This window comes from Methylobacterium soli (assembly GCF_008806385.1).
Classification (GTDB): domain Bacteria; phylum Pseudomonadota; class Alphaproteobacteria; order Rhizobiales; family Beijerinckiaceae; genus Methylobacterium; species Methylobacterium soli.
This window is the reverse complement of record NZ_VZZK01000033.1, coordinates 22220-46004: the sequence shown is the minus strand read 5'-3', so window position 1 is coordinate 46004 and position 23785 is coordinate 22220. Positions and strand designations below refer to the sequence as shown.

The 23785-nt window shown below is 72.7% G+C and carries 20 protein-coding genes; 9 read left to right on the top strand and 11 right to left on the bottom strand.

All coding sequences use genetic code 11. The features are described 5' to 3' along the window. Nucleotides 1-37: 37 nt before the first annotated feature. Complete coding sequence (locus F6X53_RS24595; RefSeq protein ID WP_151003257.1) at nucleotides 38-1057, top strand: gamma carbonic anhydrase family protein; 1020 nt, start codon at nucleotides 38-40, stop codon at nucleotides 1055-1057. 29 nt (nucleotides 1058-1086) lie between these two features. Here the strand turns inward: F6X53_RS24595 and F6X53_RS24590 are convergent, their stop codons facing one another. From F6X53_RS24590 to F6X53_RS24580, 3 genes are all read right to left on the bottom strand, one after another. Then, nucleotides 1087-1485: a type II toxin-antitoxin system VapC family toxin gene (locus F6X53_RS24590; RefSeq protein WP_151003255.1), complete on the bottom strand. Its 399-nt coding sequence runs from the start codon at nucleotides 1483-1485 to the stop codon at nucleotides 1087-1089. Beyond that, entirely contained in the window at nucleotides 1482-1769 is a 288-nt protein-coding gene (locus F6X53_RS24585; protein ID WP_151003253.1) for a hypothetical protein, read from the bottom strand. The genes F6X53_RS24590 and F6X53_RS24585 overlap by 4 nt, the downstream gene beginning before the upstream one ends. A gap of 162 nt (nucleotides 1770-1931) precedes the next feature. Next, nucleotides 1932-2585: a TetR/AcrR family transcriptional regulator gene (locus F6X53_RS24580; protein WP_425324701.1), complete on the bottom strand. Its 654-nt coding sequence runs from the start codon at nucleotides 2583-2585 to the stop codon at nucleotides 1932-1934. 221 nt (nucleotides 2586-2806) lie between these two features. On the opposite strand from F6X53_RS24580, the gene F6X53_RS24575 reads away from it, so the two are divergent. Next, nucleotides 2807-6220, top strand: a complete 3414-nt coding sequence (locus F6X53_RS24575) for an acyl-[ACP]--phospholipid O-acyltransferase (RefSeq protein ID WP_151003251.1) — start codon at nucleotides 2807-2809, stop codon at nucleotides 6218-6220. A gap of 89 nt (nucleotides 6221-6309) precedes the next feature. Here the strand turns inward: F6X53_RS24575 and F6X53_RS24570 are convergent, their stop codons facing one another. Continuing rightward, nucleotides 6310-9267, bottom strand: a complete 2958-nt coding sequence (locus F6X53_RS24570) for a response regulator (protein WP_151003249.1) — start codon at nucleotides 9265-9267, stop codon at nucleotides 6310-6312. Between the two features lie 127 nt (nucleotides 9268-9394). Continuing rightward, the gene (zapE, locus tag F6X53_RS24565; RefSeq protein ID WP_151003247.1) at nucleotides 9395-10630 is read right to left on the bottom strand and encodes a cell division protein ZapE; all 1236 of its coding nucleotides are present in this window, start codon (nucleotides 10628-10630) and stop codon (nucleotides 9395-9397) included. Nucleotides 10631-10929: 299 nt separating this feature from the next. On the opposite strand from zapE, the gene F6X53_RS24560 reads away from it, so the two are divergent. The 3 genes from F6X53_RS24560 (at nucleotide 10930) to F6X53_RS24550 (ending at nucleotide 12329) form a co-directional block, all read left to right on the top strand. Beyond that, a complete protein-coding gene (locus tag F6X53_RS24560) occupies nucleotides 10930-11544 on the top strand; it encodes a GNAT family N-acetyltransferase (protein WP_151003245.1) in 615 nt (204 codons plus the stop codon). 117 nt (nucleotides 11545-11661) lie between these two features. After that, complete coding sequence (locus tag F6X53_RS24555) at nucleotides 11662-11967, top strand: hypothetical protein (RefSeq protein WP_151003243.1); 306 nt, start codon at nucleotides 11662-11664, stop codon at nucleotides 11965-11967. A 131-nt stretch (nucleotides 11968-12098) separates the two neighbouring features. After that, a complete protein-coding gene (locus F6X53_RS24550; protein WP_151003241.1) occupies nucleotides 12099-12329 on the top strand; it encodes a hypothetical protein in 231 nt (76 codons plus the stop codon). Between the two features lie 10 nt (nucleotides 12330-12339). On the opposite strand, the gene F6X53_RS24545 is transcribed toward F6X53_RS24550, so the two are convergent. Beyond that, a complete protein-coding gene (locus tag F6X53_RS24545; RefSeq protein ID WP_151003313.1) occupies nucleotides 12340-13839 on the bottom strand; it encodes an OpgD/OpgG family glucan biosynthesis protein in 1500 nt (499 codons plus the stop codon). A 332-nt stretch (nucleotides 13840-14171) separates the two neighbouring features. On the opposite strand from F6X53_RS24545, the gene mdoH reads away from it, so the two are divergent. Further along, nucleotides 14172-16106 carry a glucans biosynthesis glucosyltransferase MdoH gene (gene mdoH, locus F6X53_RS24540; RefSeq protein WP_151003238.1) on the top strand — a complete coding sequence of 645 codons (1935 nt, stop codon included), beginning with the start codon at nucleotides 14172-14174 and terminating at the stop codon, nucleotides 16104-16106. 37 nt (nucleotides 16107-16143) lie between these two features. Here the strand turns inward: mdoH and F6X53_RS24535 are convergent, their stop codons facing one another. Both F6X53_RS24535 and F6X53_RS24530 read right to left on the bottom strand, forming a co-directional pair. Further along, nucleotides 16144-16641, bottom strand: a complete 498-nt coding sequence (locus F6X53_RS24535; protein WP_238296947.1) for a hypothetical protein — start codon at nucleotides 16639-16641, stop codon at nucleotides 16144-16146. A 142-nt stretch (nucleotides 16642-16783) separates the two neighbouring features. Beyond that, nucleotides 16784-18016 carry a trans-sulfuration enzyme family protein gene (locus tag F6X53_RS24530; protein WP_151003234.1) on the bottom strand — a complete coding sequence of 411 codons (1233 nt, stop codon included), beginning with the start codon at nucleotides 18014-18016 and terminating at the stop codon, nucleotides 16784-16786. 114 nt (nucleotides 18017-18130) lie between these two features. On the opposite strand from F6X53_RS24530, the gene F6X53_RS24525 reads away from it, so the two are divergent. Further along, nucleotides 18131-18649 (top strand): TspO/MBR family protein, encoded by a 519-nt coding sequence (locus tag F6X53_RS24525; protein ID WP_151003232.1) that lies wholly within the window; start codon nucleotides 18131-18133, stop codon nucleotides 18647-18649. A 77-nt stretch (nucleotides 18650-18726) separates the two neighbouring features. Here F6X53_RS24525 and F6X53_RS24520 read toward each other — a convergent pair whose 3' ends face one another. Then, nucleotides 18727-19395: a helix-turn-helix domain-containing protein gene (locus F6X53_RS24520; protein WP_151003230.1), complete on the bottom strand. Its 669-nt coding sequence runs from the start codon at nucleotides 19393-19395 to the stop codon at nucleotides 18727-18729. A gap of 185 nt (nucleotides 19396-19580) precedes the next feature. Here F6X53_RS24520 and F6X53_RS24515 point away from each other — a divergent pair, with 185 nt between their 5' ends. Beyond that, the gene (locus F6X53_RS24515) at nucleotides 19581-20015 is read left to right on the top strand and encodes a YybH family protein (protein ID WP_151003228.1); all 435 of its coding nucleotides are present in this window, start codon (nucleotides 19581-19583) and stop codon (nucleotides 20013-20015) included. 101 nt (nucleotides 20016-20116) lie between these two features. Further along, the gene (locus tag F6X53_RS24510; protein ID WP_151003226.1) at nucleotides 20117-22486 is read left to right on the top strand and encodes a Tex family protein; all 2370 of its coding nucleotides are present in this window, start codon (nucleotides 20117-20119) and stop codon (nucleotides 22484-22486) included. Nucleotides 22487-22535: 49 nt separating this feature from the next. Here the strand turns inward: F6X53_RS24510 and F6X53_RS24505 are convergent, their stop codons facing one another. Together F6X53_RS24505 and F6X53_RS24500 are read right to left on the bottom strand one after the other, a co-directional pair. After that, entirely contained in the window at nucleotides 22536-23072 is a 537-nt protein-coding gene (locus F6X53_RS24505) for a phosphate-starvation-inducible PsiE family protein (RefSeq protein ID WP_151003224.1), read from the bottom strand. Nucleotides 23073-23203: 131 nt separating this feature from the next. After that, nucleotides 23204-23761, bottom strand: coding sequence for a DUF4337 domain-containing protein (locus F6X53_RS24500; RefSeq protein WP_151003222.1), 558 nt, complete (start codon nucleotides 23759-23761; stop codon nucleotides 23204-23206). Between the last annotated feature and the right edge of the window lie 24 nt (nucleotides 23762-23785).

Sequence of the window (23785 nt, the reverse complement as noted above, 5' to 3'; positions counted from 1 at the left end):
CGCGCGAGAGCCGCGCCGGATTCGAAGGACCACCCGTGTGACGCCCGACCTGATCCTGCCCCATGACGGCGTCCTGCCGCACTTCGCCTCCCGCCCGGTCTGGTGCGGGCGGGGCAGCACCGTCATCGGCGCCGCGACGATCGGGGCGCAGGCCTGGATCGGCGATGGCGGGGTGATCCGCGCCGACGGCCAGAGCGTCGTCCTGGGCGACCGCTTCTGGCTCGGCCACCGCTCCACGGTGCACATCGCCACCTTCACGCACGGCACCACGGTCGGCGACCGGGTGACGGTGGGGCGCAACGCGGTCGTGCATGCCTGCCAGGTTGGCTCGGACGTGGTGATCGCCGACGACGTCGTCATCCTCGACGGCGCCCAGGTCGATGACGGCGTCGTGATCGAGGCCGGCGCCACGGTGTTCCCCCGCGCCCACCTGCCGGGCGGCTTCGTCTATGCGGGCAGCCCCGCCAAGCCCCAGCGCCCGATCACCCTGGCGGAGGTCGCCGAGCGGGCCGAGCGCCTGCGCGAGGCCGCGGGCGACGGCGCCCCGGCCGCGCCCGCCGACGAGCCCGAGGTGGAGGAGAGCGTGTTCGTGGCCCGTACGGCCCGCCTGCGCGGGCGCATCGCCCTCGGGGCGGGCGCCACGATCCTGTTCTCCTGCGAGCTCCAGGCCGAGATCGGCCCGATCGTGGTCGGGGCCGACACCAACATCCAGGACAACAGCGTCCTGCGCAGCCGGGGCGAGGGCATCGTCATCGGCCGGGACACCACGATCGGCCACAATGTCCGCATGGGCGATTGCCGCATCGGCGCCCGCAGCCTGATCGGCATCGGCTGCGCCATCGCCCCCGGCACGGTCATCGCCGACGACGCGATGCTGGCGGCCGGCGCCACCACCGATCCGGGCCAGCTCCTCGAGGGCGGCCATCTCTGGGGCGGCCGTCCCGCCCGCATCCTCGCCCCCCTCGACGCGGACAAGCGCAGCATGATGAGCCGCATCGTCGAGGGCTATTGCGAGCACGGCCGGGAATACCGGCGGCTGCAGGCGGAGCTGCCGTAGGGGCCTGAGAGAGAGCCCGCCCGAGAGCACTACGCGGCCGTATCCCAGAGGCGGACGATGCCGAGCCCGTCCCAGGCCGTCTCGTTCGAGGCCGCGACGAGATTCTCGAGTTGCGCCTGCGCCACAATCATGCGGTCGAACGGATCGGCATTACCGAATGCCAGGAGACCGGCCCGGAAGGCGTGAAGGCTGGTCACCGGCAGATCGACGATCCCGTATTCCCTCAGGATCTCCGCCCAGTGGGTCACGAGAAAGCCCGCTTCCGGCAGCTTGCCCTTGCGGTGCTTGGCGGAGATCTCCCAGGCCGAGGCGGCGCTCACGAAAATCGCGTTCCGTGGATCCGCGATGGCGTCCCGGGCGGGGAGCGGCAGGCGCTGGTCTCCGGCCGCGAACCAGATCAGGGCATGCGTGTCGAGCAGGAGCCTCACGCCTCGCCCCAGGCGCGCCGCTCCTCGTCCGACAGGGGTTCGAAGAATTCCGGTCCGAGCGTGAACTTGCCCGCGAAGGCGCCGAACCGGCGGCGGGACCCAAGGGCGGATGCTGCGACGGCGGGCGCCGTGCGGCTGAGGGCCTGCGCGAGCGCATCGGCCTGTCGGGCGAGCGCAGGGCTCAGGCCGGCCTGCTTGAGATCCTGAATGGCGTCGAGCGCCGTGCGGACCACGTCCTCCGGCGACGCGCCCGATCCGCGCGCTGCGGTCTCGCCACGTTCCATCGGGCGGCCTCCGTCCTGTTACCCGCGCTGACGCCGATGCCGCGCAGGATGCGGGAGGCCGGCCGGGGGTTCAAGGCAAGAGTGCGGAGGCAAGAGTTCGGGGGCAAGAGGTCTGGATCAAGAGTTCGGGAGCCCGCCGGTTCGGATCCGGATTCGGCGGGATCACCCGAGGAACCGCCCCACCAGCATCCGGGCCAGCACCTGCGGCGGTTCTGCCGTCAGCATGGCGAGCTTGTGCGAGGTGGAGAGGGCCGCGAGCCCGTGCAGGGCGGCCCAGAGGGCCGCGACCGCCTGCCGTCGCGTGTCCGGATCCGGGATGACCGGCGCCAGGACCGCGTCCACCGGGCCGATCGCCTCGGCGAGGACCTGCGCGTACCAGTCCGGGAAGGCGGCGCCCGGGACCGTCGTGTATTCCGAGACGAGGCTCCACACGGCCGGGTCCCGCGCCACGAAGGCGAGATACGCGTCGGCCAGCGCCAGCGCGTTCGCGCGGGGGGAGGCCTCCGGCCGGGTCGCCGCCAGGAGGGCGTCGCGCAGGTGCCCGAACGTGCGCGCGTTGATCCGCAGCACCACCTGATCGAGGTCGCCCACCGCGTTGTAGATCGAGTTCGGGGCGTAGCCGATCGCCGCCGCCAGCCGGCGCATCCCGAGGGCCCGCAGGCCGTCGGCCCGCACGATCGCCTCGGCCGCGTCGGTCACGAGGGCGAGGAAGCCCTCGCGGTCGTGCTCGCCCCGGGGCCCCGCGCCGCGGGCTGCGCCCGCGGGAGTGCCCGGGGTCGCGCGCAGCTTCCTGCTCCTGCCACCTTTGCCTGCCACGGGTGCCTTTACCTTTTCCCGGCATCCTCTCCGGAGGTGTGCCGCCACACGCGCAGCGCGGTGTAGATTGCACGCTGTTCAAAATCAAGCTTGCGACCTGGCCCGGCCGGACGTAGCTTTTGCACGATGTTCAAATTCGCCGCCGCCGACGAGCGCGCGCGGCTGGATTTGACGCTTCATCGATCGGCAGGCAGTCATGCGCCTCGCCGGGGAGGGCAGCCATGTTCCGATCACTCATGACCGCGCGCCGTTTCGCGCCGCTGTTCTGGTGCCAGTTCTTCTCGGCCTTCAACGACAACTTCCTGAAGAACGCCCTCGCGTTCCTGATCCTGTTCAAGGTCAATGCCGGCGACCACGCCCAGTCGGGCATGCTGATCACGCTCGCGAGCGCGGTCTTCATCGGGCCGTTCTTCATCCTCTCGGGCCTCGGCGGGCAATGGGCCGACCGCTACGACAAGGCCGTCGTGGCCAAGCGCCTGAAATTCGCGGAGATTTTCGCGGCCGGCATGGCGGTCCTGGGCTTCTGGGTGAGCTCGGTCCCGGTCCTGTTCGTGGCGCTCGGGCTGTTCGGCACGATCGCGGCCCTGTTCGGGCCGATCAAGTACGGCATCCTGCCCGACCATCTGAAGCGCGAGGAATTGCCCGCCGGCAACGCGCTCGTCGAGGCCGCGACCTTCCTGGCGATCCTGCTCGGCACCATCGTGGCGGGCCTCGCCATGGCGGCGGGGGGCGACGCGGCGGCCTTCGGCGCCCTGATCATGGGCTTCGCGGTTCTGTGCTGGCTCTCGGCCCGGCTGATCCCCCGCACCGGCGAGGGCGCGCCCGACCTCCGGGTCGACCCGAACGTCGCCCGCTCGACCTATAGCCTCCTGCGCGACCTCTGGGCGGATTCGCGCCTGTGGCGCGGCTCGGTCGTGGTGAGCTGGTTCTGGCTCGTCGGCGCGGTGGTGCTGTCGCTGCTGCCCGTGCTCGTCAAGACCGGGCTCAACGGCTCCGAGACCGTGGTGACGATGCTGCTCGCCACCTTCTCGGTGGGCATCGCGCTGGGATCGGGCCTCGCCTCCTGGCTCGCGAGCGGGCGCATCGTGCTGCTGCCGACGCCGGTCGGCGCGATCCTGATGGGGCTGTTCGGCCTCGATCTCGCCTGGACGGTGTCGCAGCTGCCGCCGGTCTCGGGGCCGCTGGTCGGCGCCGGCCAGTTCCTGGCGAGCGGCACGGGCCTGCGGGTCGGCCTCGACTTCTTCGGCCTCGCGGTGGCGGGTGGCCTCTACATCGTGCCCTCCTTCGCGGCGGTGCAGGCCTGGACCGAGAAGGCCAAGCGCGCCCGCGTCATCGGCGCCGTCAACGTGATGACGGCGGCCTTCATGGTGGCCGGCACCCTGGCTTTGGCCCTGCTCCAGGGCGCGGGCTTCTCGATGGCGGCGCTGCTCGCCCTCGTGGGCGTGCTGAACCTCGTCGCCGGCGCGATCATCCTGGCGACGCTGCCGACGAGCCCCTTCCGCGACTTCCTGTCGATCCTGTTCCGGGCCTTCTACCGGCTCGAGGTGCGGGGCCTCGAGAATGTCGAGAAGGCGGGGCCGAACGCGATCGTGGCCCTCAACCACGTCTCCTTCCTGGACGCGCCGCTCGCCCTCTCGCTCCTCGACCAGGAGCCGGTCTTCGCCATCGACCACGGCATCGCGAGAGCCTGGTGGGTGAAGCCGTTCCTGGCACTCACCAAGGCGATGCCGCTCGACCCGACGCGCCCGCTCGCCACCCGCACGCTGATCAACGCCGTGAAGGGCGGCGAGACCCTGATCATCTTCCCCGAGGGCCGGCTGACCGTCACGGGCAGCCTGATGAAGGTCTATGACGGCGCCGGCCTCATCGCCGACAAGTCTGGCGCCATGGTGGTGCCGGTGCGCATCGAGGGGCTGGAGCAGACCGCCTTCTCGCGGCTCTCGCGCGCCCAGGTGCGGCGGCGCTGGTGGCCGAAGGTCACCGTCACGGTGCTGGAGCCGGTCAAGCTCGCGGTCGATCCGGCCCTGAAGGGCAAGGCCCGCCGGCAGGCCGCAGGGGCGGCTCTCTACGGCATCATGTCGGACCTCGTCTTCCGCACCACCGACATCGACCGCGGCCTCACCGAGGCGCTGATCGAGGCGGGCGATCGTCACGGCTGGCACCGCGCGGCGGTGGAGGACCCGGTCGCCGGCTCGCTCACCTATGCGCGCCTCGTGATGGGGGCCAACATCCTCGGCCGCAAGCTGATGCCGCTGGCGGAAATCGGCAAGCCGGTCGGCGTGATGCTGCCGAACGCCAACGGCGCCGCCGTGACCTTCTTCGCGCTGGCCTCGGCGGGGCGGGTGCCGGCGATGATCAACTTCTCGGCCGGGTCCGCCAACGTGCTCTCGGCCTGCAAGGCGGCCGAGATCCGCACCATCCTGACCTCCCGCGCCTTCATCGAGAAGGGCCGGCTCGGCGGGCTGATCGAGGCGATCGGCGGGCAGGTCGACCTCGTCTATCTGGAGGACGTGCGCGCCAGCGTGAGCCTCACCGACAAGGTCCGGGGCTTCCTCGCCCCCCGCCGGCCCCTGGTGGCGCGGACAGGCGACGACCCGGCCGCGATCCTGTTCACCTCAGGCTCCGAGGGCACCCCGAAGGGCGTGGTGCTGGCCAACCGCAACATGCTGGCCAACACCGCCCAGGCGGCCGCCCGCATCGATTTCGGGCGCACCGACAAGGTCTTCAACGTGCTGCCGGTCTTCCACGCCTTCGGGCTGACGGTGGGGCTGGTGCTGCCGCTGGTCTCCGGCGTGCCGGTCTACCTCTACCCCTCGCCGCTGCATTACCGGATCGTGCCCGAGCTGATCTACGGCTCGAACAGCACCATCCTGTTCGGCACCGACACCTTCCTGACCGGCTACGCCAAGGCGGCGCATGCCTATGACCTGCGCTCGCTGCGCTACGTGCTGGCCGGCGCCGAGGCGGTGAAGGATTCCACCCGCCGCACCTACGCGGAGAAGTTCGGCCTGCGCATCCTCGAAGGCTACGGGGTCACGGAATGCGGCCCGGTGGTGGCGCTCAACACCCCGATGTTCAACCGGTTCGGCACGGTCGGCCGGCTGATGCCCGGCATGGAGGCGACGCTCGCGCCCGTGCCCGGCATCGCGGAGGGCGGGCGCCTCTCCGTGCGCGGCCCCAACATCATGCTGGGCTACCTGCGGGCCGAGGCGCCCGGAATGCTGGAGCCGCCGCCGGGCGGCTGGCACGACACCGGCGACATCGTGGCGATCGATCCCTTCGGCTTCATCACGATCAAGGGCCGGGCCAAGCGCTTCGCCAAGGTCGCGGGCGAGATGGTCTCGCTCGCCGGCATCGAGGCCCTGGCGGCCGAGCTCTGGCCCGACGCCCCGAGCGCGGCGGCGGCGGTGCCGGATGCCCGCAAGGGCGAGCGGCTGATCCTGTTCACCGAGCGCAAGGGGGCGACCCGGGCCGAGTACCAGAGCTTCGCCAGGGGCCGCGGCGCCACCGAGATCGCGATCCCGGCCGAGGTGGTGGTGCTCGACGCGATGCCGATGCTCGGCAGCGGCAAGATCGACCAGGTCGGCGTCACCCGCCTCGCCCGCGAGCGCGCCGCGGCCGCGGAAGCGGCATGAAACCGGCGGCCCCGGAGTCAGCCTGAGGCCGGGTCTCGAAGGGGTCCGCGCGCGGCGCCGTCCGGGGCGCGGCGATCAGCGGCCGGCCGTCACGCCGGCTCGCTCGGCGCCTCAATCCCCACGATGCCCCGGACCTCAGTCGCGAGGTCGGCGAGGCTCAGCGAGCCCTTGGCGATCACCCGGTCGGCCTGGCCGGAGAGACGGCGGCGATCCTCGGCCGTGATGTCCTTGGCGGTGAGCACGACCACCGGGATGTCGCGCCACTCGGGGCGCCGGCGCAGCCGCCGCAGGAAGGTGAAGCCGTCCATCTCCGGCATCATCAGGTCGAGGAGGATCAGGCCGGGCTTCTCGGCCTCGACCTCCGCGAGGGCTAGGCCGCCATGCTCGGCCGCGCGCACCGGCAGGCCCTCGCGCGCCAGCAGGGTGGTGAGCCGGTCGCGCGCATCCGCGTCGTCGTCCACCACGAGGACCGGCCCGGTCCCGGATCCCGGGCGGAAGCGGTCCATCACGGCCTTGAGGTGGTCCCACTCGATCGGCTTGTGCAGGTAGTCGGTGGCCCCGAGGGAGAAGGCGAGCGTCTGCTCGTCCAGCACGGTCACCATCACGATCGGCGTCGCCCCGAGCTCCGGATCGGCTCGGAGCGCCCGCAGGACCGACCAGCCGTCCATGTGGGGCATGGTGACGTCGAGGAGGATGGCGCGCGGGCGCAGGGCCCGGGCCCGCTCCAGCCCCATGCGGCCGTCGCTCGCGGTGGCGACCCGGAAGCCGTCGCGCTCGAGGAAGCGGGCGAGGAGGTCGCGGGTGGCCGCATCGTCGTCGATGACGAGGATGCTGGGCGCCCCCGCCTCGGCGGGCGCGGCGGGGGCCGGCGGCGCCTCGGTCTGCGGGGCCGCGTAGGCGGCGGGCAGGCGCAGGGTGAAGGTGGTGCCCTCCCCCTCCCGGCTCGCCACCGCGATCTCGCCCCCCAGCATGTGCGCGAAGGCCCGGGTGATCGAGAGCCCGAGCCCGGTGCCGCCGAAGCGGCGGGTGGTCGAGGCGTCGGCCTGGGTGAAGCGCTCGAACAGGCGCCCGACCTGCTCGGGATTCATGCCGATGCCGGTATCGGTGACCGCGAAGGTCAGGACGTCGTCGGGATCGCGGGAGACCGCGAGGGTGATCCGCCCGTCCTCGGTGAATTTCGCGGCGTTGCTGAGCAGGTTGATCAGGCATTGCCGGAGCTTCGTCACGTCCGTGTGGGCCGTGCCGACCGCCTCCGCGATCTCGAGCGCGAGGTGGTTGCCCTTCTTCTCGACGAGCCCCTCGACGGTGGCGGCGACCTCCGCCACGACCTCCGCGACGGAGAACTCCTCCGCGAAGATCTCGACCCGCTCGGCCTCGATCTTCGAGAGGTCGAGGACGTCGTTGATCAGGCCGAGGAGGTGGCGGGCATTCGACTCGATCTTGCGCATGTCGGCGATCAGGCTCGCCTCGCCCAGGTCCTCCAGCTCCTCCTGCAGCATCTCCGAATAGCCGATCACCGCCGAGAGCGGCGTGCGCAGCTCGTGGCTCATATTGGCGAGGAACTGGCTCTTGGCGCGGTTCGCCTCCTCGGCCGCCTCCTTGGCGGCGGCGATCTGCGCCTCGGCCTCCTTGCGCGCCGTGATGTCGGTGTGGGTGCCGACCCATTCGCGCAAGTCCCCGTCCTCGCCGAGGATCGGCACGGCCCGCACCGCCATGTGGCGGTAGGCCCCGTCGCGGCCGCGCAGGCGGTGCTCGGTCGCGTAGGACGTCAGGGTCTCGACCGCGTGCCCCCAGGCGGCCCGCGTCGAGGCCCGGTCGTCGGGATGGACGGCCTCGAGGAAGCCGAGGCCCGCATAGGCCGCCTCGTCCTGCCCGGTGAAGCGAGTCCATTCCGACTGGCGCGGATGCAGGATGCCCTCCGGCGTCGCGGTCCAGACGATCGCCGCCGAGGCCTCGATCAGGGAGCGGAAGCGCTCCTCGCTGCGCCGGGTCCCCTCCTCGGCGAGCCGGCGGATGGTCTCGTCGAGCACCACGAGGCCGACGCCGTCGACCTGCGGCCCCTCCGCCTTGCCGACGCCGCGCAGGGGATAGAAGCTCATGGAGAAGTGGCGCACCCCGCCCGGCGCGCTCGGGGTCGGCACGGCGACCGGCACGTCGGGCGTCACCAGGCCGTCATCGAGGGCGGCGGCGAGCTTCGGGGCCAGGGTCTCGCGCAAGGTCGGCAGCATGGCCCAGATCGGCGCCCCGAGATCGGCCCCGAAGCCGCGCTCGCTCATCACCGCCAGCGCCCGGTTCATGTGGCGGATCTCGAGCTTGCGGTCGAGGAAGCCGAGGCCCACGGGGGCGTTGGCCAGGACCCCGTCCAGCAGGCTCGTCATGCGCAGGGATTCGCGACGGCGCACGAGGGCGAGGCGGGCCAGCAGCGCGATGGCGGCGAGCGCCGACAGGCTCGCCAGGATCGAGAGGATGAGGGAGCGCGCCCGGTCGCGGTCCTCGATCGCCGCGACCCGGCGGGTGGTCTCGGCCTGGAGCGCGGCGCTCTCGGCCCGGATCGCGTCCATGATCCGCTTGCCCTCCTCGGTGCGGACGAGGTTCGTCGCCGCCTCGAAGCCCTGCGCCTTGCGCAGCTCGACGACCCGGGCGGCGAAGTCGCGCTTCTCGGCGATGAGCGTCGCCAGGGACTTTCCGCCTGTCGCGGCGTCGACGCCCGGGCGGGCCGCGACCGACCCGAGGGCGGCGAGCCGCGCATCGATGGCACTGAGCGAATCGGTGTAGGTCGCGAGGTAGCGCTCGCCCCCGACGATGACGTAGCCGCGCTCGCCCGTCTCGAGGTCCTTGACCGCCGAGAGCAGCCGCTCGGTCCCGGCGATGATGCCGTGGGCGCGGGCGATCTCGGCCCGGCCGGACTCGTCGGCGAGGTAGTTCCAGGTCCCGGCCGCGAGGGCGACGCAGAGGAGCCCGAAGGCGGCTGGGGCACCGAGAAGGCCGGCCAGCGGCCGGGATTCGCGCCAGTTCCAGCGCCGCAGCGGGGCGATCGACACGCTCATGGGGGGCCCTGCATGGTCCTGCATCCGGGAAAGCCAGCCTTGATAGGCCGGGCGGGCGCGGTTGTGGATGCCTGGCCGGCGCCCCCGCCGCTCAATTCGCCGTCACAGGCGGCCGGGACCGGCCCCCTCAGGTCTCGACGAGCCCGGTGCTGGCGCCGCTCGCCTCCGAGTCGCCGCGCCCGTGCGGGAGGGCGAGATATTCGGAGGAGCGCATCTCGATGAGGCGGGAGACGGTGCGGTCGAACTCGAAGGCCTCGCGCCCCTCGGTGGCGGTGTAGAGGTCCTGCGCCTGCGCCTGCGCCGAGGCCACGAGCTTCACGTGGGCGTCGTAGAGGGTGTCGACCAGGGTGATGAAGCGCTTGGCCTCGTTGCGGTTCGCCTCGCCCATCACCGGGATGGCGTCGAGGATGATGGTGTGGAAGGTATTGGCGAGCGCCATGAAATCCGAGGCGCCGAGAGGCTGCGCGCAGAGATCCTCGAACCGGAAGCGCGCGACGCCCGCCGCCTCCTGCGGCACCGCGACGTCGCGGCCCTTCACCCGGATCTGGGCCGGCCGGCCCCTCGGCTTGCCGGTGAGCCCCGTGAAGGCGCGGTCGAGGGCCTCCCGGGCGGCCTCGTCCGCCGGCACATGGTAGACCGAGGCGCCCCCGAGCTTCTCCAGGCGAAAATCCGTGCGGGCATCGAGGCGCAGCACCGCGACCCTGTCCTTCAGCTCGGCCACGAAGGGCAGGAACAGGGCCCGGTTGAGCCCGCCCTCGTAGAGCCGGTCCGGCTCGACATTCGAGGTCGCCACCACGGTGACGCCGCGCTGAAACAGGGCCCCGAACAGGCGGCCTAGGATCATCGCGTCGGCGATGTCCGTCACGGTGAACTCGTCGAAGCAGAGGAGCTTGGCCTCCTCGGCCAGCGCGTCGGCCACGGGGAGAATCGGGTCGTCGCCCTTCACCTCGCCGCGCTTCAGGGCCTGCCGGTAGGCGTGGATGCGCTCGTGCGCGTCGGCCAGGAACCCGTGGAAATGAACGCGCCGCTTCGGGCTCGGGGCCGCCTCGTAAAACAGGTCCATCAGCATGGTCTTGCCGCGCCCGACCGAGCCCCAGATGTAGAGCCCCTTGGGGGCCGCGTCGCCATCCTCCTTGCGGCCGAACAGCCAGCCCAGCGCGCTGCCCTTCCGGGCGCGGCGCCGGCGCTCCAGCTCCTGCACCAGCCGGTCGAGGGCCCGCACCAGGCGCACCTGCGCGGGGTCGCGCTCGATCGCGCCCGTGCCCACCAGCGCCTCGTAGCGCTCGTGGACGGGGCCGGGTGAGACGGCGCTCGCGCGCGCTTCGGGCGAGGGCGCGCGGGCGGGGCTCGGTGTCTGGCTCACGGGGGTCCGACCTCGCCTGGAAAGCCCGCGGCGGCGCGATCCGCGGGCTGGATGCGGGGGTTGCAGGGCAGCCGGGTCCCGTCTGCCGCGCGGCGGCGGGGGGATCAAGCCCGCCTCCCCTCACAGCCCTGACAGTCGCGGATTGGTTCCAACCTGCCCGCGCATGGCAGCCCCTGCCCCCGTGGGGTAGGGCGTATTGCTGCATTGCACAATTAAGTTACGCATGCCACATCAGCCTGGCCTTGAGGGAGGTTTCGTCCGGACACGCCGCGCCATCGCGCCAGCAACCGGAGACCGGCATGGCCTTGCCCCGAATGAACTCGACCGGATTGCCCGTCAGCGTCCGGCGCCTGTGGCCGAGCGACCGCGCGCGCGTCCTCGGCTATTTCCTGCGCCTCGATCCCGAGACCCGCGCCAACCGCTTCATGGGCGCGGTGAGCGCGGCGGGCGTGCGCGCCTATGCGGAGAGCGCCGTCACGGCGGACGGCCTGATTTTCGGCGCCTTCGTGGACGGGGCACTGCGGGGCCTCGGCGAGCTGCGCCCCACCGGTCCTTTGCCAAGCCCTCTACCAGGCCCCCTGGCCGGCCGGATGGCGCTCGGACCCGAGGCGGAGGCCGCCTTCGCGGTGGAGCGGGATTACCGGCGCAACGGGATCGGCACGGCCCTGTTCGCCCGCATCACCGACGCGGCGCGCAACCGCGGCGTCAGCGACCTGCATGTCCGCTGCCTGAGCCGGAACGGGCCGATGCGCGGGCTCGCGGCGAAGCTCGGGGCGGATCTGCGGCTGCTCGGCGGCGAGGCCGAGGGCGCGCTCCACCTCGCCCGGCCGACGCCCTTCTCGCTCTGGCACGAGAGCATCGCCGAGGCCTTCGACTTCACCCTCGCGGTGGCGAGCGCGGGCGCTCGGGCCTGAGCCGCGCCGGCCGGGTTGCGCTCCCGGCGCGGACAAGCGGGGCGGCGGCGTGGTAATCCTCGCGCAGCGTGCCGGGCATCGTGCCGGCCGCGGATCGGTTGTCGGAGATCAGGGTCCATGCGTCTCGTGCTCACTTGCGTCGCCTGCGCCGCCACCCTGGCGCTGGCGGGCCCGGCGGGCGCGCAGCCGCGGCCGGACATCACCGCGATGAGCTGCGCGGCCGCCGCCGACCTCGTCGCGCGCAGCGGCGCGGCCATCCTCACCACCGGGCCGATCACCTACGGGCGGTTCGTGCGCGACAGCGGCTTCTGCACCATCGAGAAGGCCACCACGCCCGCCTACGAGCAGACCCGCGACGACCCGCGCTGCTTCATCGGCTATCGCTGCGTCGATCCCTTCAGCGAGGGTCCGGGCCGTCCGTGAGCGCGCGGTCAGGCCGACCGACAGCTGAGCCGCCCACAGCCAAGCTGCCATCTTGCGGCCAAGGGCCGGCCCGATCCTCTGCCGGAGCGCCCCGCCAGTGGGCGCGGTTCGACAGGACCAGGGGCTGACACATGCGCGAGGGTTGGAATCCGGCGGCCGGTGCGTCGTTCGATCACCGCTGCGAGGAGATCCGCGAGGCGAGCCGCCTGGAGCGGTCGGTGGCCGATACCCTGCGGGTGATCGCGGCGGCCTGCGCCGAGCGCGAGGCACCGCCGATCCACGCCGCCCGCCAGCATCTCCGGGAAATCTACGGCGCCGCGCGCCTGCGCAAGCAGCGGGAACAGGTCCGCCGCTCGGCCTGAAGCGCCGGGCTCACGCCACCGCGTCCCAGGTCTCGCTGAGGACCCGCCCCGCCAGGACGAGGTGGGCGCGCAGCACCACGTCGCCCGGCGGCAGCGGCGCGGGCGGGCGCCATTCCACGTAGAGGCGCCAGCCCCCGGTCTGGGGCACGCGCTCGACCACCGGGTCGACGAGGCTCCCGGCACTCGCCGAGACCGCGGCCGTGACCGGCGCGTCGGCGTTCGCGGGCAGGCCCGGCCCCTCGAAATCCACCACGTGGAGGCGCCGCTCCGGGCTCGGCGGCATCGTCGGCCGCAGGCGCTCGGCGGAGCCTGACCGGGACGAGACCACCCGGGCGAGATCGCCCGGCAGGACCGGCGCGGGCTCGGCCCCGACCGTGGTCAGTTCGTAGCCGAGGCGCAGGGCGGCGCCCGGCAGGACCGGCCCGGTGGGCACGAAGGCCGCCACCACGTTGTCCATGTACTCCTCGCGGGACGGGATCTCGAAGAGCTGCACCGCCCCCGTCCCGAATCCGCCGCCCTCCGGCACGCCCGCCCCCGCCGCCGGCGCGACCCAGAGGCCGGGCCGGGCCTCGTGCCGGGCCTGCACGTCGAGATAGGCGGAGAAGCGCCGCTCCCGCTGCAGCAGCCCGAAGCCGCGCAGCGGCGCGACCGCGAAGGCCGAGATCTGCGGCTGCCGGCGCCCGTTGACGAGGGGGCGCCAGAGCCGGTCCGCCGCGCCCTCCACCGCGAGCCCGTCCGAATCGTGGACCTGGGGCCGGAAATCGTCGAAGCCCTCCGCGCCGCGGGCCCCCGGGCCGTTCTGGCCGTGCAGGAACATGCTGGTGAGGGGCGCGAGCCCGAGGCGCGCCAGGGGGCGGCGCGGGTGCAGCGCGGCCGTGACGCGCAAGCGGGACGGATCGCCCGGCGCGACGTCGAAGCGGAAGGCGCCCGAGAGGCCGGGCGAATCGAGGAGCGAGAGCACGGTGAGGCTCTCCGCGCCGGGCTCGGGCTCGCAGATCCAGTGGGCGACGAAATCCGGAAATTCCTCTCCCTCCGGCGCGCCGGTGCCGATCGCCGCGCCCCGGGCCGAGAGGCCGTATTCCTGGCCCTTGCCGCGCAGGCGGAAATAGGAGGCGCCGAGGAAGACGAGGAATTCCTCCTGGATCCCGGGGGTCGGGCTGGCGAAGGCGGAATGCAGCCGGAACCCCGCGAAGCCGAGATCGGCCGGGAAGCGCTTGCCGGCGAGGTCGGGGCCGAGATCGAACAGGTTCGACGCGTAAGGGATCGGCGTCGGCCCGCCCGTGCGCGGCTGGAGGTAGAGGTCGACGCGCTTGCGCTGCAGGAAGCCGCGATGGAACAGCTGCGCCGAGAACAGGGGCCCGAGCCGCAGGCTCTCGTCGGGCCGGAACGCGATGGCCCGGTAGCCGTCGTAGCTCAGCCGGGCGAGGTCCGGCGGCAGCTCCGCGGGCGGGGCCGCGTAGGGCAGGCGGGCGCGCGCCTCGGCCAGGGCCGCGACGCGCTCGAAGGTCATCGGGGCCGCGCGCGCGGGAATCGCGTCCTCCGCCTTCGTTCTGGCGACATTCAGGTCGATCGCGCTAGGTAGGAGCGTGCCCGCAGCGGCGGTCAAGGCGGTTCGCAGCATGGATCGGCGCGAGACGGGAGCCGTTTCGTCGCGCTCCGGTCCGGCGGCGTCAGGCCCACCCGCCCCTGTTGCTTCGCCGCGTTCCTCGGTGCGCTCGCTCATCGGCTCTCCAGCTTTCCGGTGACGGGTTCGGTGTCCCTCCACGCTTGAGTTTCACGAGCCCCATGTCCACCACACCGTTGTCGCAAGATCCTCCGGCCGTCGAGGCTCGGCCGGATACGATGTCTCCGGCTGAAGCCCGAACCGCCAAGGTCGGGCCGGCCGAGAAGCCCTTGCCGGCGGCGTTGTCCGCAGCCCTTCCGGGGATCGCGGCGGCCGAATCCTGGCAGCCCGGCGGGCGGGGGCTGCTCTGGCGCCGCCTCGCCCTCGCCCTGCCCGCGCTCGCGACCGGCCTCGCCATCGCGGCGCTGGCGGCGGAGGCCTACGGGCCGCCGGAGGGCTGGCTCGCCGGCAGCGTCCTGGTCCTGTTCTGCCTCGTGATGGCGTGGCAATCCTTCGTCGCCTGGCAATACCTCTACGGGCTTGCCGCTGCTCTCCTCGGCGACCGGGCGAAATCCGCCCTGGAGCGCCGCTCCGAGGCGCTGTCGACCCGCGCCACCGGGCTCAGCCGGACGGCGGCCGTGGTGGCGATCCACGCCGAGGACGCGGTCGCGGTCTTCGCGGCTTTGCGCGTGATGGCCCGCTCGCTGGCGCGCGAGGGCGGCGACGGCTCGGACATCGACATCTTCGTCCTCTCCGACACCCGCGACGGCGCCATCGCGGCGGTGGAGGAGCACGAATTCGCCCGGATCGAGGCGTGGCGCCGGAGCGCCGGCCCCGGCCTCCCGCGGGTGCGCTACCGCCGCCGGCAGGAGAATTCCGGCCGCAAGGCCGGCAACATCGCGGAATTCTGCGAGCGCTACGGGCCCGAATACGAGTACATGATCGTGCTCGACGCCGACAGCCTGATGACCGGCGCCAGCATGCGCCGCCTCGTCCGGCTGATGGAGGAGAGCCCTCGGGTCGGCCTGATCCAGACGGTCTCCTACGCGGCCGGGCGCGACACCCTGTTCGCCCGCATCCAGCAATTCGCCGTGCGCCTCTACGCGCCCCTGGCCCTGCGCTGCCTGGAGACCTGGCAGGGGCCGGACGGAAGCTACTGGGGCCATAACGCGATCCTGCGCATCGCGGCCTTCGCGGCCAATGCCCAGCTTCCCGTCCTCCCCGGCAAGGCGCCCCTCGGCGGCGAGATCCTCTGCCACGACATCGTCGAGGGCGCGCTCCTGCGCCGCGCCGGCTGGGAGGTGCGCCTCCTGCCGGAGATGGGCGGAACCTGGGAGGAGATGCCCACGAACCTCATCGACCTCCTCGGGCGCGAGCGCCGCTGGTGCCAGGGCAACATGCAGCACCTGCGCGTGGTGCCGATGCCGGGCCTGCGCGGGGCGAGCCGCTGGCACCTCCTCGTCGGCATCCTCTCCTACTGCGTCCTGCCCCTCTGGATCGCCTTCCTGGGCACCGGCACCTGGCTCGCCGCCAGGACCGGCGATCTCGGCCTCCTGGGCTACGGCCTGACCGGCTCGGGCGCCGCCGCCCACGCCCTCGCGGCCCTCACGGTCTCGGTCCTGGCGCTGCCGAAGCTCCTCAGCCTCGGCCACGTATTGGCCTCCCGGGAGCGCCGCGCCGCCTTCGGAGGCACCGCCTCGCTCCTCAAGAGCGCGGCCCTCGAACAGGTGGTCTGGGTGCTGCTCTGGCCCGTGATGACGCTGTTCACGGCGGGCGCCGTGCTCTCGACCTTCGTGGGCCGCGTGGTGCGCTGGGACGCGCAGGTCCGCGACGACCGCCGGGTGCCCTGGGGCGAGGCCGGCCGGCTGCAGATGGACGCGCTGGTGGTGGGCGCCCTGCTGGCGGGCTTCCTCGTCTATGCGGGCAACCCTTGGCTCGCCCTCTGGATGGCGCCGATCGCCTTCGCGCTGCTGACGAGCCCGGCCCAGAGCGTGCTGACGAGCCGGGCCGATCTCGGGCGCCTCGCCCGCGCGCGCGGCCTGTTCCTCACCGCCGACGATACCGCGCAGGCGCCCGAACTCGCGGAGCTCGGCCAGAGCCGGAGCGGCCCCGCCCCGGTCCAGGCGACGCCCCGCGAGCCCGCCGTCTGGCTCGCCACCGCCGACGAGGCCTGAGCCCGCGTCCGGGCCGGAATCCGAAGGGTTCCGGCCTCTATTCCTTGTTCAGGGTCTCGATCGGGTTGGTGCGCTGGCTCGCCTTCGGCTCGGCCGTGAGGCTGCCCGAGCCCTGCTCGCGGCTGCCGGCGGGCCGCTGCGGGGCGCCGGGGCCCGCCGTCGCCGCCCCACCGCCGCCGGACTGGGTCGGGACCGTGCCGCTCGCGAGTTCGAGGCAGGTCACCATCTCGACATAGGAGGGATAGCCGCCGGCCTGGAACTGCTTCTCGCACTGGGTCTTGGCGGCGGGCGTGTAATCGCCCCAGCGGCGCTCGGCCTCCCGGTGGGCCTCCCGCTCCGAGCGGAGGCAGCCCTCGACGCTCGCATTGTCGCTGAGGCTCACGCTGGCGCTGGCCGCCGACTTGCAGGTGGATTCGATATCGAGCTTCGGCGGCCCCTCGGCGGCGCGAGCGGGGCCCGCGAGGGCGAGCAGCGCCAAGGCAGTGGTCATGGCGCCTGTCACGGCGCTGGTCCGGAAAAACCTCGGGTCGATCATGGCGCGTTCTCCGCTCGCGGCGCCCGCGCGCCGGCTGGATGGACAAGGCCGGCGCCGGGCGCTGGCGGAATGGCACCGGCACAACGCGCGGGAACGCCGATCAGCACGGCCTGCGCACGAAAAAACGCGGATAGCCGGCGTCTCAGGCCGGCCCGCCCGCGGCGCCCCCATGGGCCGCCCACAGGGCCGCATCGAGATCCGCGAACAGGTCGGCCGGGTCCTCGATGCCGGTGGAGAGGCGCAGGAGATCGGGCGGGCACGGGGTTCCGGGCCCCTCCACCGAGGCACGGTGCTCGATCAGGCTCTCGACGCCGCCGAGGGAGGTCGCCCGCTTCCACAGGCGCACCCGCGCGGCGGTGGCGATCGCCCCGGCCTCGCCCCCCCTCACCCGAATCGACAGCATGTAGCCGAAGCCGCCCTGCATCTGGCGCGCCGCGATGGCGTGGCCCGGATCCTCGGGCAGGCCCGGATAGAGCACCGCCTGCACGAAGGCGTGCCCCTTGAGGCGCTGGGCGAGGTCGAGGGCGCTCGCCGCCTGCGCGTGCGCCCGCAGCGGCAGGGTGCGCAGCGAGCGCATCAGCAGGTAGGCCTCGAAGGGCCCGAGGATCGCGCCGCCGCTCGCCCGGATCGCGACGATCCGGGCCCAGAACGCGTCGGCCCGGCTTGCGGCGAGCACGCCCGCCACCACGTCCGAGTGGCCGTTCAGGATCTTGGTGGCCGAGTGCATCACGAGGTCGGCCCCGAGGCTCAAGGGGCGCGTGTGGATCGGCGAGGCCGCGGTGGAATCGACCGCGAGCCGGGCGCCGGCCGCGTGCGCGATGTCGGCGGCGGCCGCGATATCCGTGACGGTCCAGAGCGGGTTTCCGGGCGTCTCGATCCAGACGAGCTTCGTCCGCCCCGGCCGCATCGCGCCCCGGAGGGCGTCGAGGTCGTCGGTGTCGACGAAATCGACCGTGAGGGTCCGGCGCGGCGCCTCCTCGCGCAGCCAGCGCTTGAGGGCCCAGTACATCACCTTCGGGGCGACCACGTGGTCGCCGGGCTCGAGCGCCGAGAAGGCTGCCGTCGCGGCCGCCATGCCGGAGCCGAACAGCAGGGCGCCGGCCTCCGCCTCCTCCAGCATGGCGATGACGGATTCGGCCTCCCGCACCGTGGCGTTGTCGGGCCGCGCGTAGGAGAAGCCGGAGGTGTAGCCGTTATCGGGATCGCGCAGGAAGGTCGTCGAGACGTGGAGCGGCGGCACCACCGCCCTGGTCACCGGATCGATGCGCCCCATGGCCTGGGCGGCGAGGCTGCGCCTCGAAAAGCCCGCAACGGGAGGATTTTCCGCACCCCCTCCTTGATCCGGACCCGTCTCCGGCGAATTAGGCTGGGGCATGGCGGTCTCCGTGTGTCTCGAAGCAGAGCGTCTCGAAGCAAGCCTGCCGCCTGACACGAACCGTGCCGGCGCCGCAACCCGAGACCGTTGCCGCCGCGAAGGAACGCCGCCCCGATGCCGACCGCCACCCACGTCCCCGAGGAGCCGGCGCTCTCGCCCTGGCTGCGCCTCGCCGCCGCGATCCTGCCGGTGGCCGCCACGGCCTTCATCGGCTCGGTCTCGACTCGCGAGAACATCCCGCTCTGGTACGAGGGGCTGAACAAGCCGGGCTTCAACCCGCCGAACTGGCTGTTCCCGGTCGCCTGGACTCTCCTCTACACGATGATCGCGGTGGCGCTCTGGCGCCTCCTCGGGGCGAAGCCCCGCACCGGGCCCTCGCGGCAGGGCTGGTGGCTGGCGCTGGCCGTCTTCCTCGTGCAGATCGCCCTCAACGCGGCCTGGAGCCCGGTCTTCTTCTCGGCCCACGCCATCGGGGCGGCCCTCGTCGTGGTCGCGGCCCTGCTGATGATGGTGCTGTGGACCATCCGGCTGACCTGGCGCTTCGACCGCATCGCCGCCTGGATGCTCGTGCCCTACGCCGCCTGGGTCGGCTTCGCGACGCTCCTGAACGCCGCGATCCTGCGCCTCAACTGAGCCCCAGGGTTAATGCGGGGTTTTCACGTGAGACACCGCGTTCATCCCTCCGCGCGGAGCCCGCGGCGCCGGGCGGCTCAGCGGGCGCCGCGCGGGTAGATGATGATCGACAGGTAGGAGATCGGGAAGGTCACGAGGGTCTCGGGACCGTGCACGCCGCCGGAATCGAACAGCAGCGCATCGCCGGGCGCGAGCGGGTAGCTGCGGTCGGCGTGGCGATACACCACCTCGCCCGACAGCATGTAGATGAACTCGACGCCCGCGTGCCGGAAGCCCGTATAGGGCTCCGCATCCTCCCGCAGGGTGATGAGGTAGGGTTCCACCACCACGTCGCCCCCGAGCGCCGCGCCGAGCAGCTCGTAGACGTGGCCGACCTTGGTGCCGCGCCGCTCGATGATGACCCCCTGCCCGCCCCGCACGTAGGAGCAGTCGCGCTTCTCCTCGAAGGCCGAGAACAGCGAGGAGAGCGGCACGTTGAGGGCGCCCGCCACCGCGTTGATGGTGGAGAGGGAGGGCGAGATCTGGCCGTTCTCGATCTTCGAGACCATGCCGAGCGAGATGCCGGCGGCGGCCGAGAGGTCGGAAACCGAGAGGTCGCGCGCCCGGCGCAGGGTCCGGATCTGGTGGCCGAGCGCCCGTTCGAGGCTGCGTGGGCGCTCGGTCGGGGCACTGGAGACCGTCGTGAGATCGGTCTCCGCCGCGTCCAGTTGGGCCGCGTCGTCGCCCGCCACGGCATCGGGTGGCATCGGCTCGGGACGCGGGGAACCGGGGGACCGGGAGGGGGAGGCTGCTTTCGCCATGCTGGGAGCATAATCCGCCCGCCGCCCGCCCGCCACCGGCCTGTGGTGCGCCTCGGTACGATCGCGCAACCGGCCCCGCGCGGCGCCCCCATGGTATCCTGAGGGCCGCGACGGGGGCGGAGGAGACGAGGATGCTGGACGAGCCGGACGCCTTCGCCAAGACCCTCGACGCGGTCCGCCTGCGCTACGAGGAGGCCATCAACCGGCACGACGACCCGGCGGGCTTCGCCGCGCTCTTTGCCGAGGACGGCATCCTGGTGCCGGCCGGCCAGCCGATCGTGGCGGGCCGGGCAGCGATCGAGGCCTGGGCCCGGGACGCGGTCAAGGTCTGGAACCGCATCGCCATCATGATGGAGCATGTGGGCGGGGGCGGGCTGATGGCCTCGAGCGCCGGGACCTGGCACGCCAACCTGAACCTGCCGGATGGCGGCACCGCCAATGTCGCGGGCAATTACCTGACCCTGCTGCACCAGGAGGACGGCGCCTGGCTGATCAAGGCGCATAGCTGGAACATCCACCCGGAGCACGCGCCGGCCGCGCGCCTCGCCCGCCAGGGCGCGGCCTAGCCGTAGCGCCGGGTCCAGAGGCCCGATGGCGAGGCCGAAACCCCATTGGAGCCCGCCTGAACTCCCGCTAGACAACCCGGCCCAGGCGGGAGGGACAGGCCATGAGCAGCATCAACCGGCGCATCGCGACCGAACTCGGCGTCGCGGAGGCCCAGGTCCGGTCGGCGGTCGATCTCCTGGATGGCGGCGCCACGGTGCCGTTCATCGCCCGCTACCGCAAGGAGGCCACCGGTGCCCTCGATGACGCGCAGCTGCGCAGTCTGGAGGAGCGGCTCGGCTACCTGCGCGACCTCGAGGCCCGCCGCGCCGCGATCCTCGAGAGCGTCGCGGCGCAGGGCAAGCTCGACGACGCCCTCAAGGCCCGCATCCTCCAGGCCGAGACCAAGGCACGCCTGGAGGACCTCTACCTGCCCTTCCGGCAGAAGCGGCGCACCAAGGCGCAGACCGCCCGCGAGGCCGGGCTCGCGCCCCTGGCCGAGACCCTGCTCGCCCGGCCCGATCAGGCGCCGGAGGCGGCCGCCCGCCCGTTCGTCGACGCCCAGAAGGGCATCGACGATGCCGAGGCCGCGCTGGAGGGCGCCCGCGCCATCCTGATCGAGCGCTTCAGCGAGGAGCCGGAACTCGTCGGCTCGCTGCGCGAGACGAGTTGGCAGCGCGGCCGGATGGTCTCGTCCCTGCGCAAAGGCAAGGCCGCGTCGGGCGAGAAGTTTGCCGACTATTTTGATTTCGCCGAGCCTCTCGCCAAGCTCCCGTCGCACCGCATCCTCGCCCTGTTCCGGGGCGAGAAGGAGGAGGTGCTCGACCTCGATATCGGCGACGCGCCGGCGGACGCGGCGCCGGCCGGCCAGCCCAGCTGGCAGGAGCTGCGCATCGCCAGGGCCTTCGGCATCGCCGAGCGCGGCCGGCCGGGCGACCGCTTCCTCGCCGAGACCGTCCGGCGGGCGTGGCGCACCAAGCTGAAGCCCGCCCTCGACACCGACCTGCGCGGGCGGCTCTGGACCATCGCGGAGGCGGGCGCCGTCACGGTGTTTGCCGGCAACCTGCGCGATCTCCTGCTCGCCGCGCCGGCCGGGCCCCGCCCGACGCTCGGCCTCGACCCGGGCTTTCGCACCGGCGTGAAGGTCGCGGTGGTGGACGCCACCGGCAAGGTGGTGGCCACCAACACGATCTACCCGCACGAGCCGCGCCGCGACTGGAACGGCGCCCTCGTCACGCTGGCCCGGCTCTGCCGTGCGCACAGGGTCGAGCTGATCGCCATCGGCAACGGCACGGCCTCGCGCGAGACCGACCGGCTCGCGGCCGAGCTCGTCTCCAAGCAGCCGGAGCTGCGGCTCACCAAGGTGATGGTCTCGGAGGCCGGCGCCTCGGTCTACTCGGCGAGCGCCTACGCCTCGGCCGAGCTGCCGGGCCTCGACGTGACCCTGCGCGGCGCCGTCTCGATCGCGCGGCGGCTGCAGGACCCGCTGGCCGAGCTCGTGAAGATCGAGCCCAAGGCGATCGGCGTCGGGCAGTACCAGCACGACCTCGCGGAGGGGAAGCTGTCCCGCTCCCTCGACGCGGTGGTGGAGGATTGCGTGAACGGCGTCGGCGTCGACGTGAACACCGCCTCGGTGCCCCTCCTCGCCCGGGTCTCGGGGCTGAGCGAGCGGGTCGCCGGCAACATCGTGGTCCACCGCGACGCCAACGGGCCGTTCCGCAGCCGCCAGAGCCTCAAGAAGGTGGCGGGCCTCGGGCCCAAGGCCTACGAGCTCGCCGCCGGCTTCCTGCGCATCCGCCACGGCGACGACCCCCTCGACGCCTCCGGGGTGCACCCGGAGGCCTACCCGGTGGTGCGCAAGATCCTGACGGCCACCGGCCAGCCGATCGGCGGCCTCATCGGCAACGGCGCGGTCCTGCGCGGCCTCGACCCGAAGCGCTTCACGGATGCGAGCTTCGGCCTGCCCACCGTCACGGACATCATCGCCGAGCTGGAGAAGCCCGGCCGCGACCCCCGCCCCGCCTTCCGCACCGCGACCTTCCAGGAGGGCGTGGAGAGGATCGGCGACCTCAAGCCCGGGATGCGCCTCGAAGGGGTCGTCACCAATGTGGCGGCCTTCGGGGCCTTCGTGGATATCGGCGTCCACCAGGACGGTCTCGTCCACATCTCGATGCTGGCCGACCGCTTCGTGAAGGATCCGCGCGACGTGGTGAAGCCCGGCGACGTGGTCCAGGTCCGCGTCCTCGAGGTCGATCCCGGCCGCAAGCGCATCGCCCTCTCGATGCGCTCGGAGGATGCGGGGCTGCGCCCGGCCCGGCGCGAGGAGCGCCCGGGGACCAAGCCGCCACCCAATCCCGCTCCGGCCTCCAAGCCTGCTCCGGCCTCCAAGCCTGCTCCGCCCTCCAAGCCGGGTCCGGAGCCCGCCGGAGCCCTGGCTGAGGCTTTGCGGCGCGCGGCCCTGGCAAAGGGCGGTCCGGCGAGCCGGAAGGGCTGAGCCGACGCGATCCTGGGATGGGCCGGCATCCAGGGCGGCGCCCGGCGCCTCACCCCTGCTTCGTCTCCGGCCCCGGCTCCTCCTCGCCCGCCGGCCTGTCGTCGTCGCGGGCGCGGTGGAGGAGGAAGATCGAGACCACCATGGTGAGGATCAGCACCGCCAGCACGCCGAGCTCGATCATGGAGGCGCGAAACAGGGCCTCCTTCTCGGCCGACCATTCCTTGGCGTGCATGATCTCCGAGGATTGCAGGGTGATCACGAGGACGCGCCGGATCGAGGCGATCAGGCCGACGATCAGGAAGGGCTCGCAGGTCAGCTTGCCCGAGCGCATCGAGACCCGCACCGTGTGCAGGATCTCGACGAGCATCAGCAGGAAGAGCAGCCGGTCGACGATCTCGAGGAGCTGCTGCGCGCCGCCGAGGCTGTGGAGCGCCTCCCAGGTCAGGCCGGCCGCGTCGATCAGCGCCAGCACCGCCGTGACGGCGAGGAGCAGGCCGAGAGCGGCGTAGATCGCGTGCTCGGTGTGCAGGAAGATGAAGGCGGAGGCCCGCGTCAGGCGGCCATGCTCTTCCGATTCCCCCGCCATGCCGCCCTCTCCGCCCACCCGGTGCCGGGATGAGACAGGAGCCGGGTGCCGCCGTCCAGCCGCCGGTGCCGCCGTCCAGCCGGCCCGCCGCCGGCCGGGCGATCAATCTCCCGTGATCGGGCGGGCCCGCCTCAGCCGAACAGGTGAAGCGCGTGCGGGGCGAAGAAGCCGAAGCCCAGCATCGCGGCGCCCGCGAGACCAAGCAGTCCGCCCGCGAAGACGAGCGCGGTGATGCCGGTGATGACCTCGGCCGAGGCCAGCACGATGCCGATCTGGAAGGCCGCCGAGGCCAGCTCGTAATGGTGGTAGCGGTGCAGCGCGAGGTCGCGCTTCTCCTGGCTCGCCTTGGCCTTCTCGGCGAGTTCCTTGCGGCCCTCGCCGGTGGCGGGCTCGGATTCCCAGCGCGCCAGGGTCTTGGCCCACTCGGCGCGCTTGGCCTGGATCGCCGCGTCGGTCGTGCCCGGCGGCAGCAGGCCCACCGCCTCGTCGATGGTCTTCACCACCGTGGCCCGGATGGTGCGGGCCTGGAAGTAAGCCCACTGGTTCGAGGCCTCGACATTGGCGCCGAGCGCCTCCGTCTGGGCCCCCTTGCCCGCGGTCTCGCTGAAGGCGAGGCACAGGGCCAGCACCGAGATCAGCAGCGCGACGCGCTTGTTCGAGCCCTCGACCGCTCCGTGACCACCCGACATTCGCCCCGCACCCCCAGTTGATTC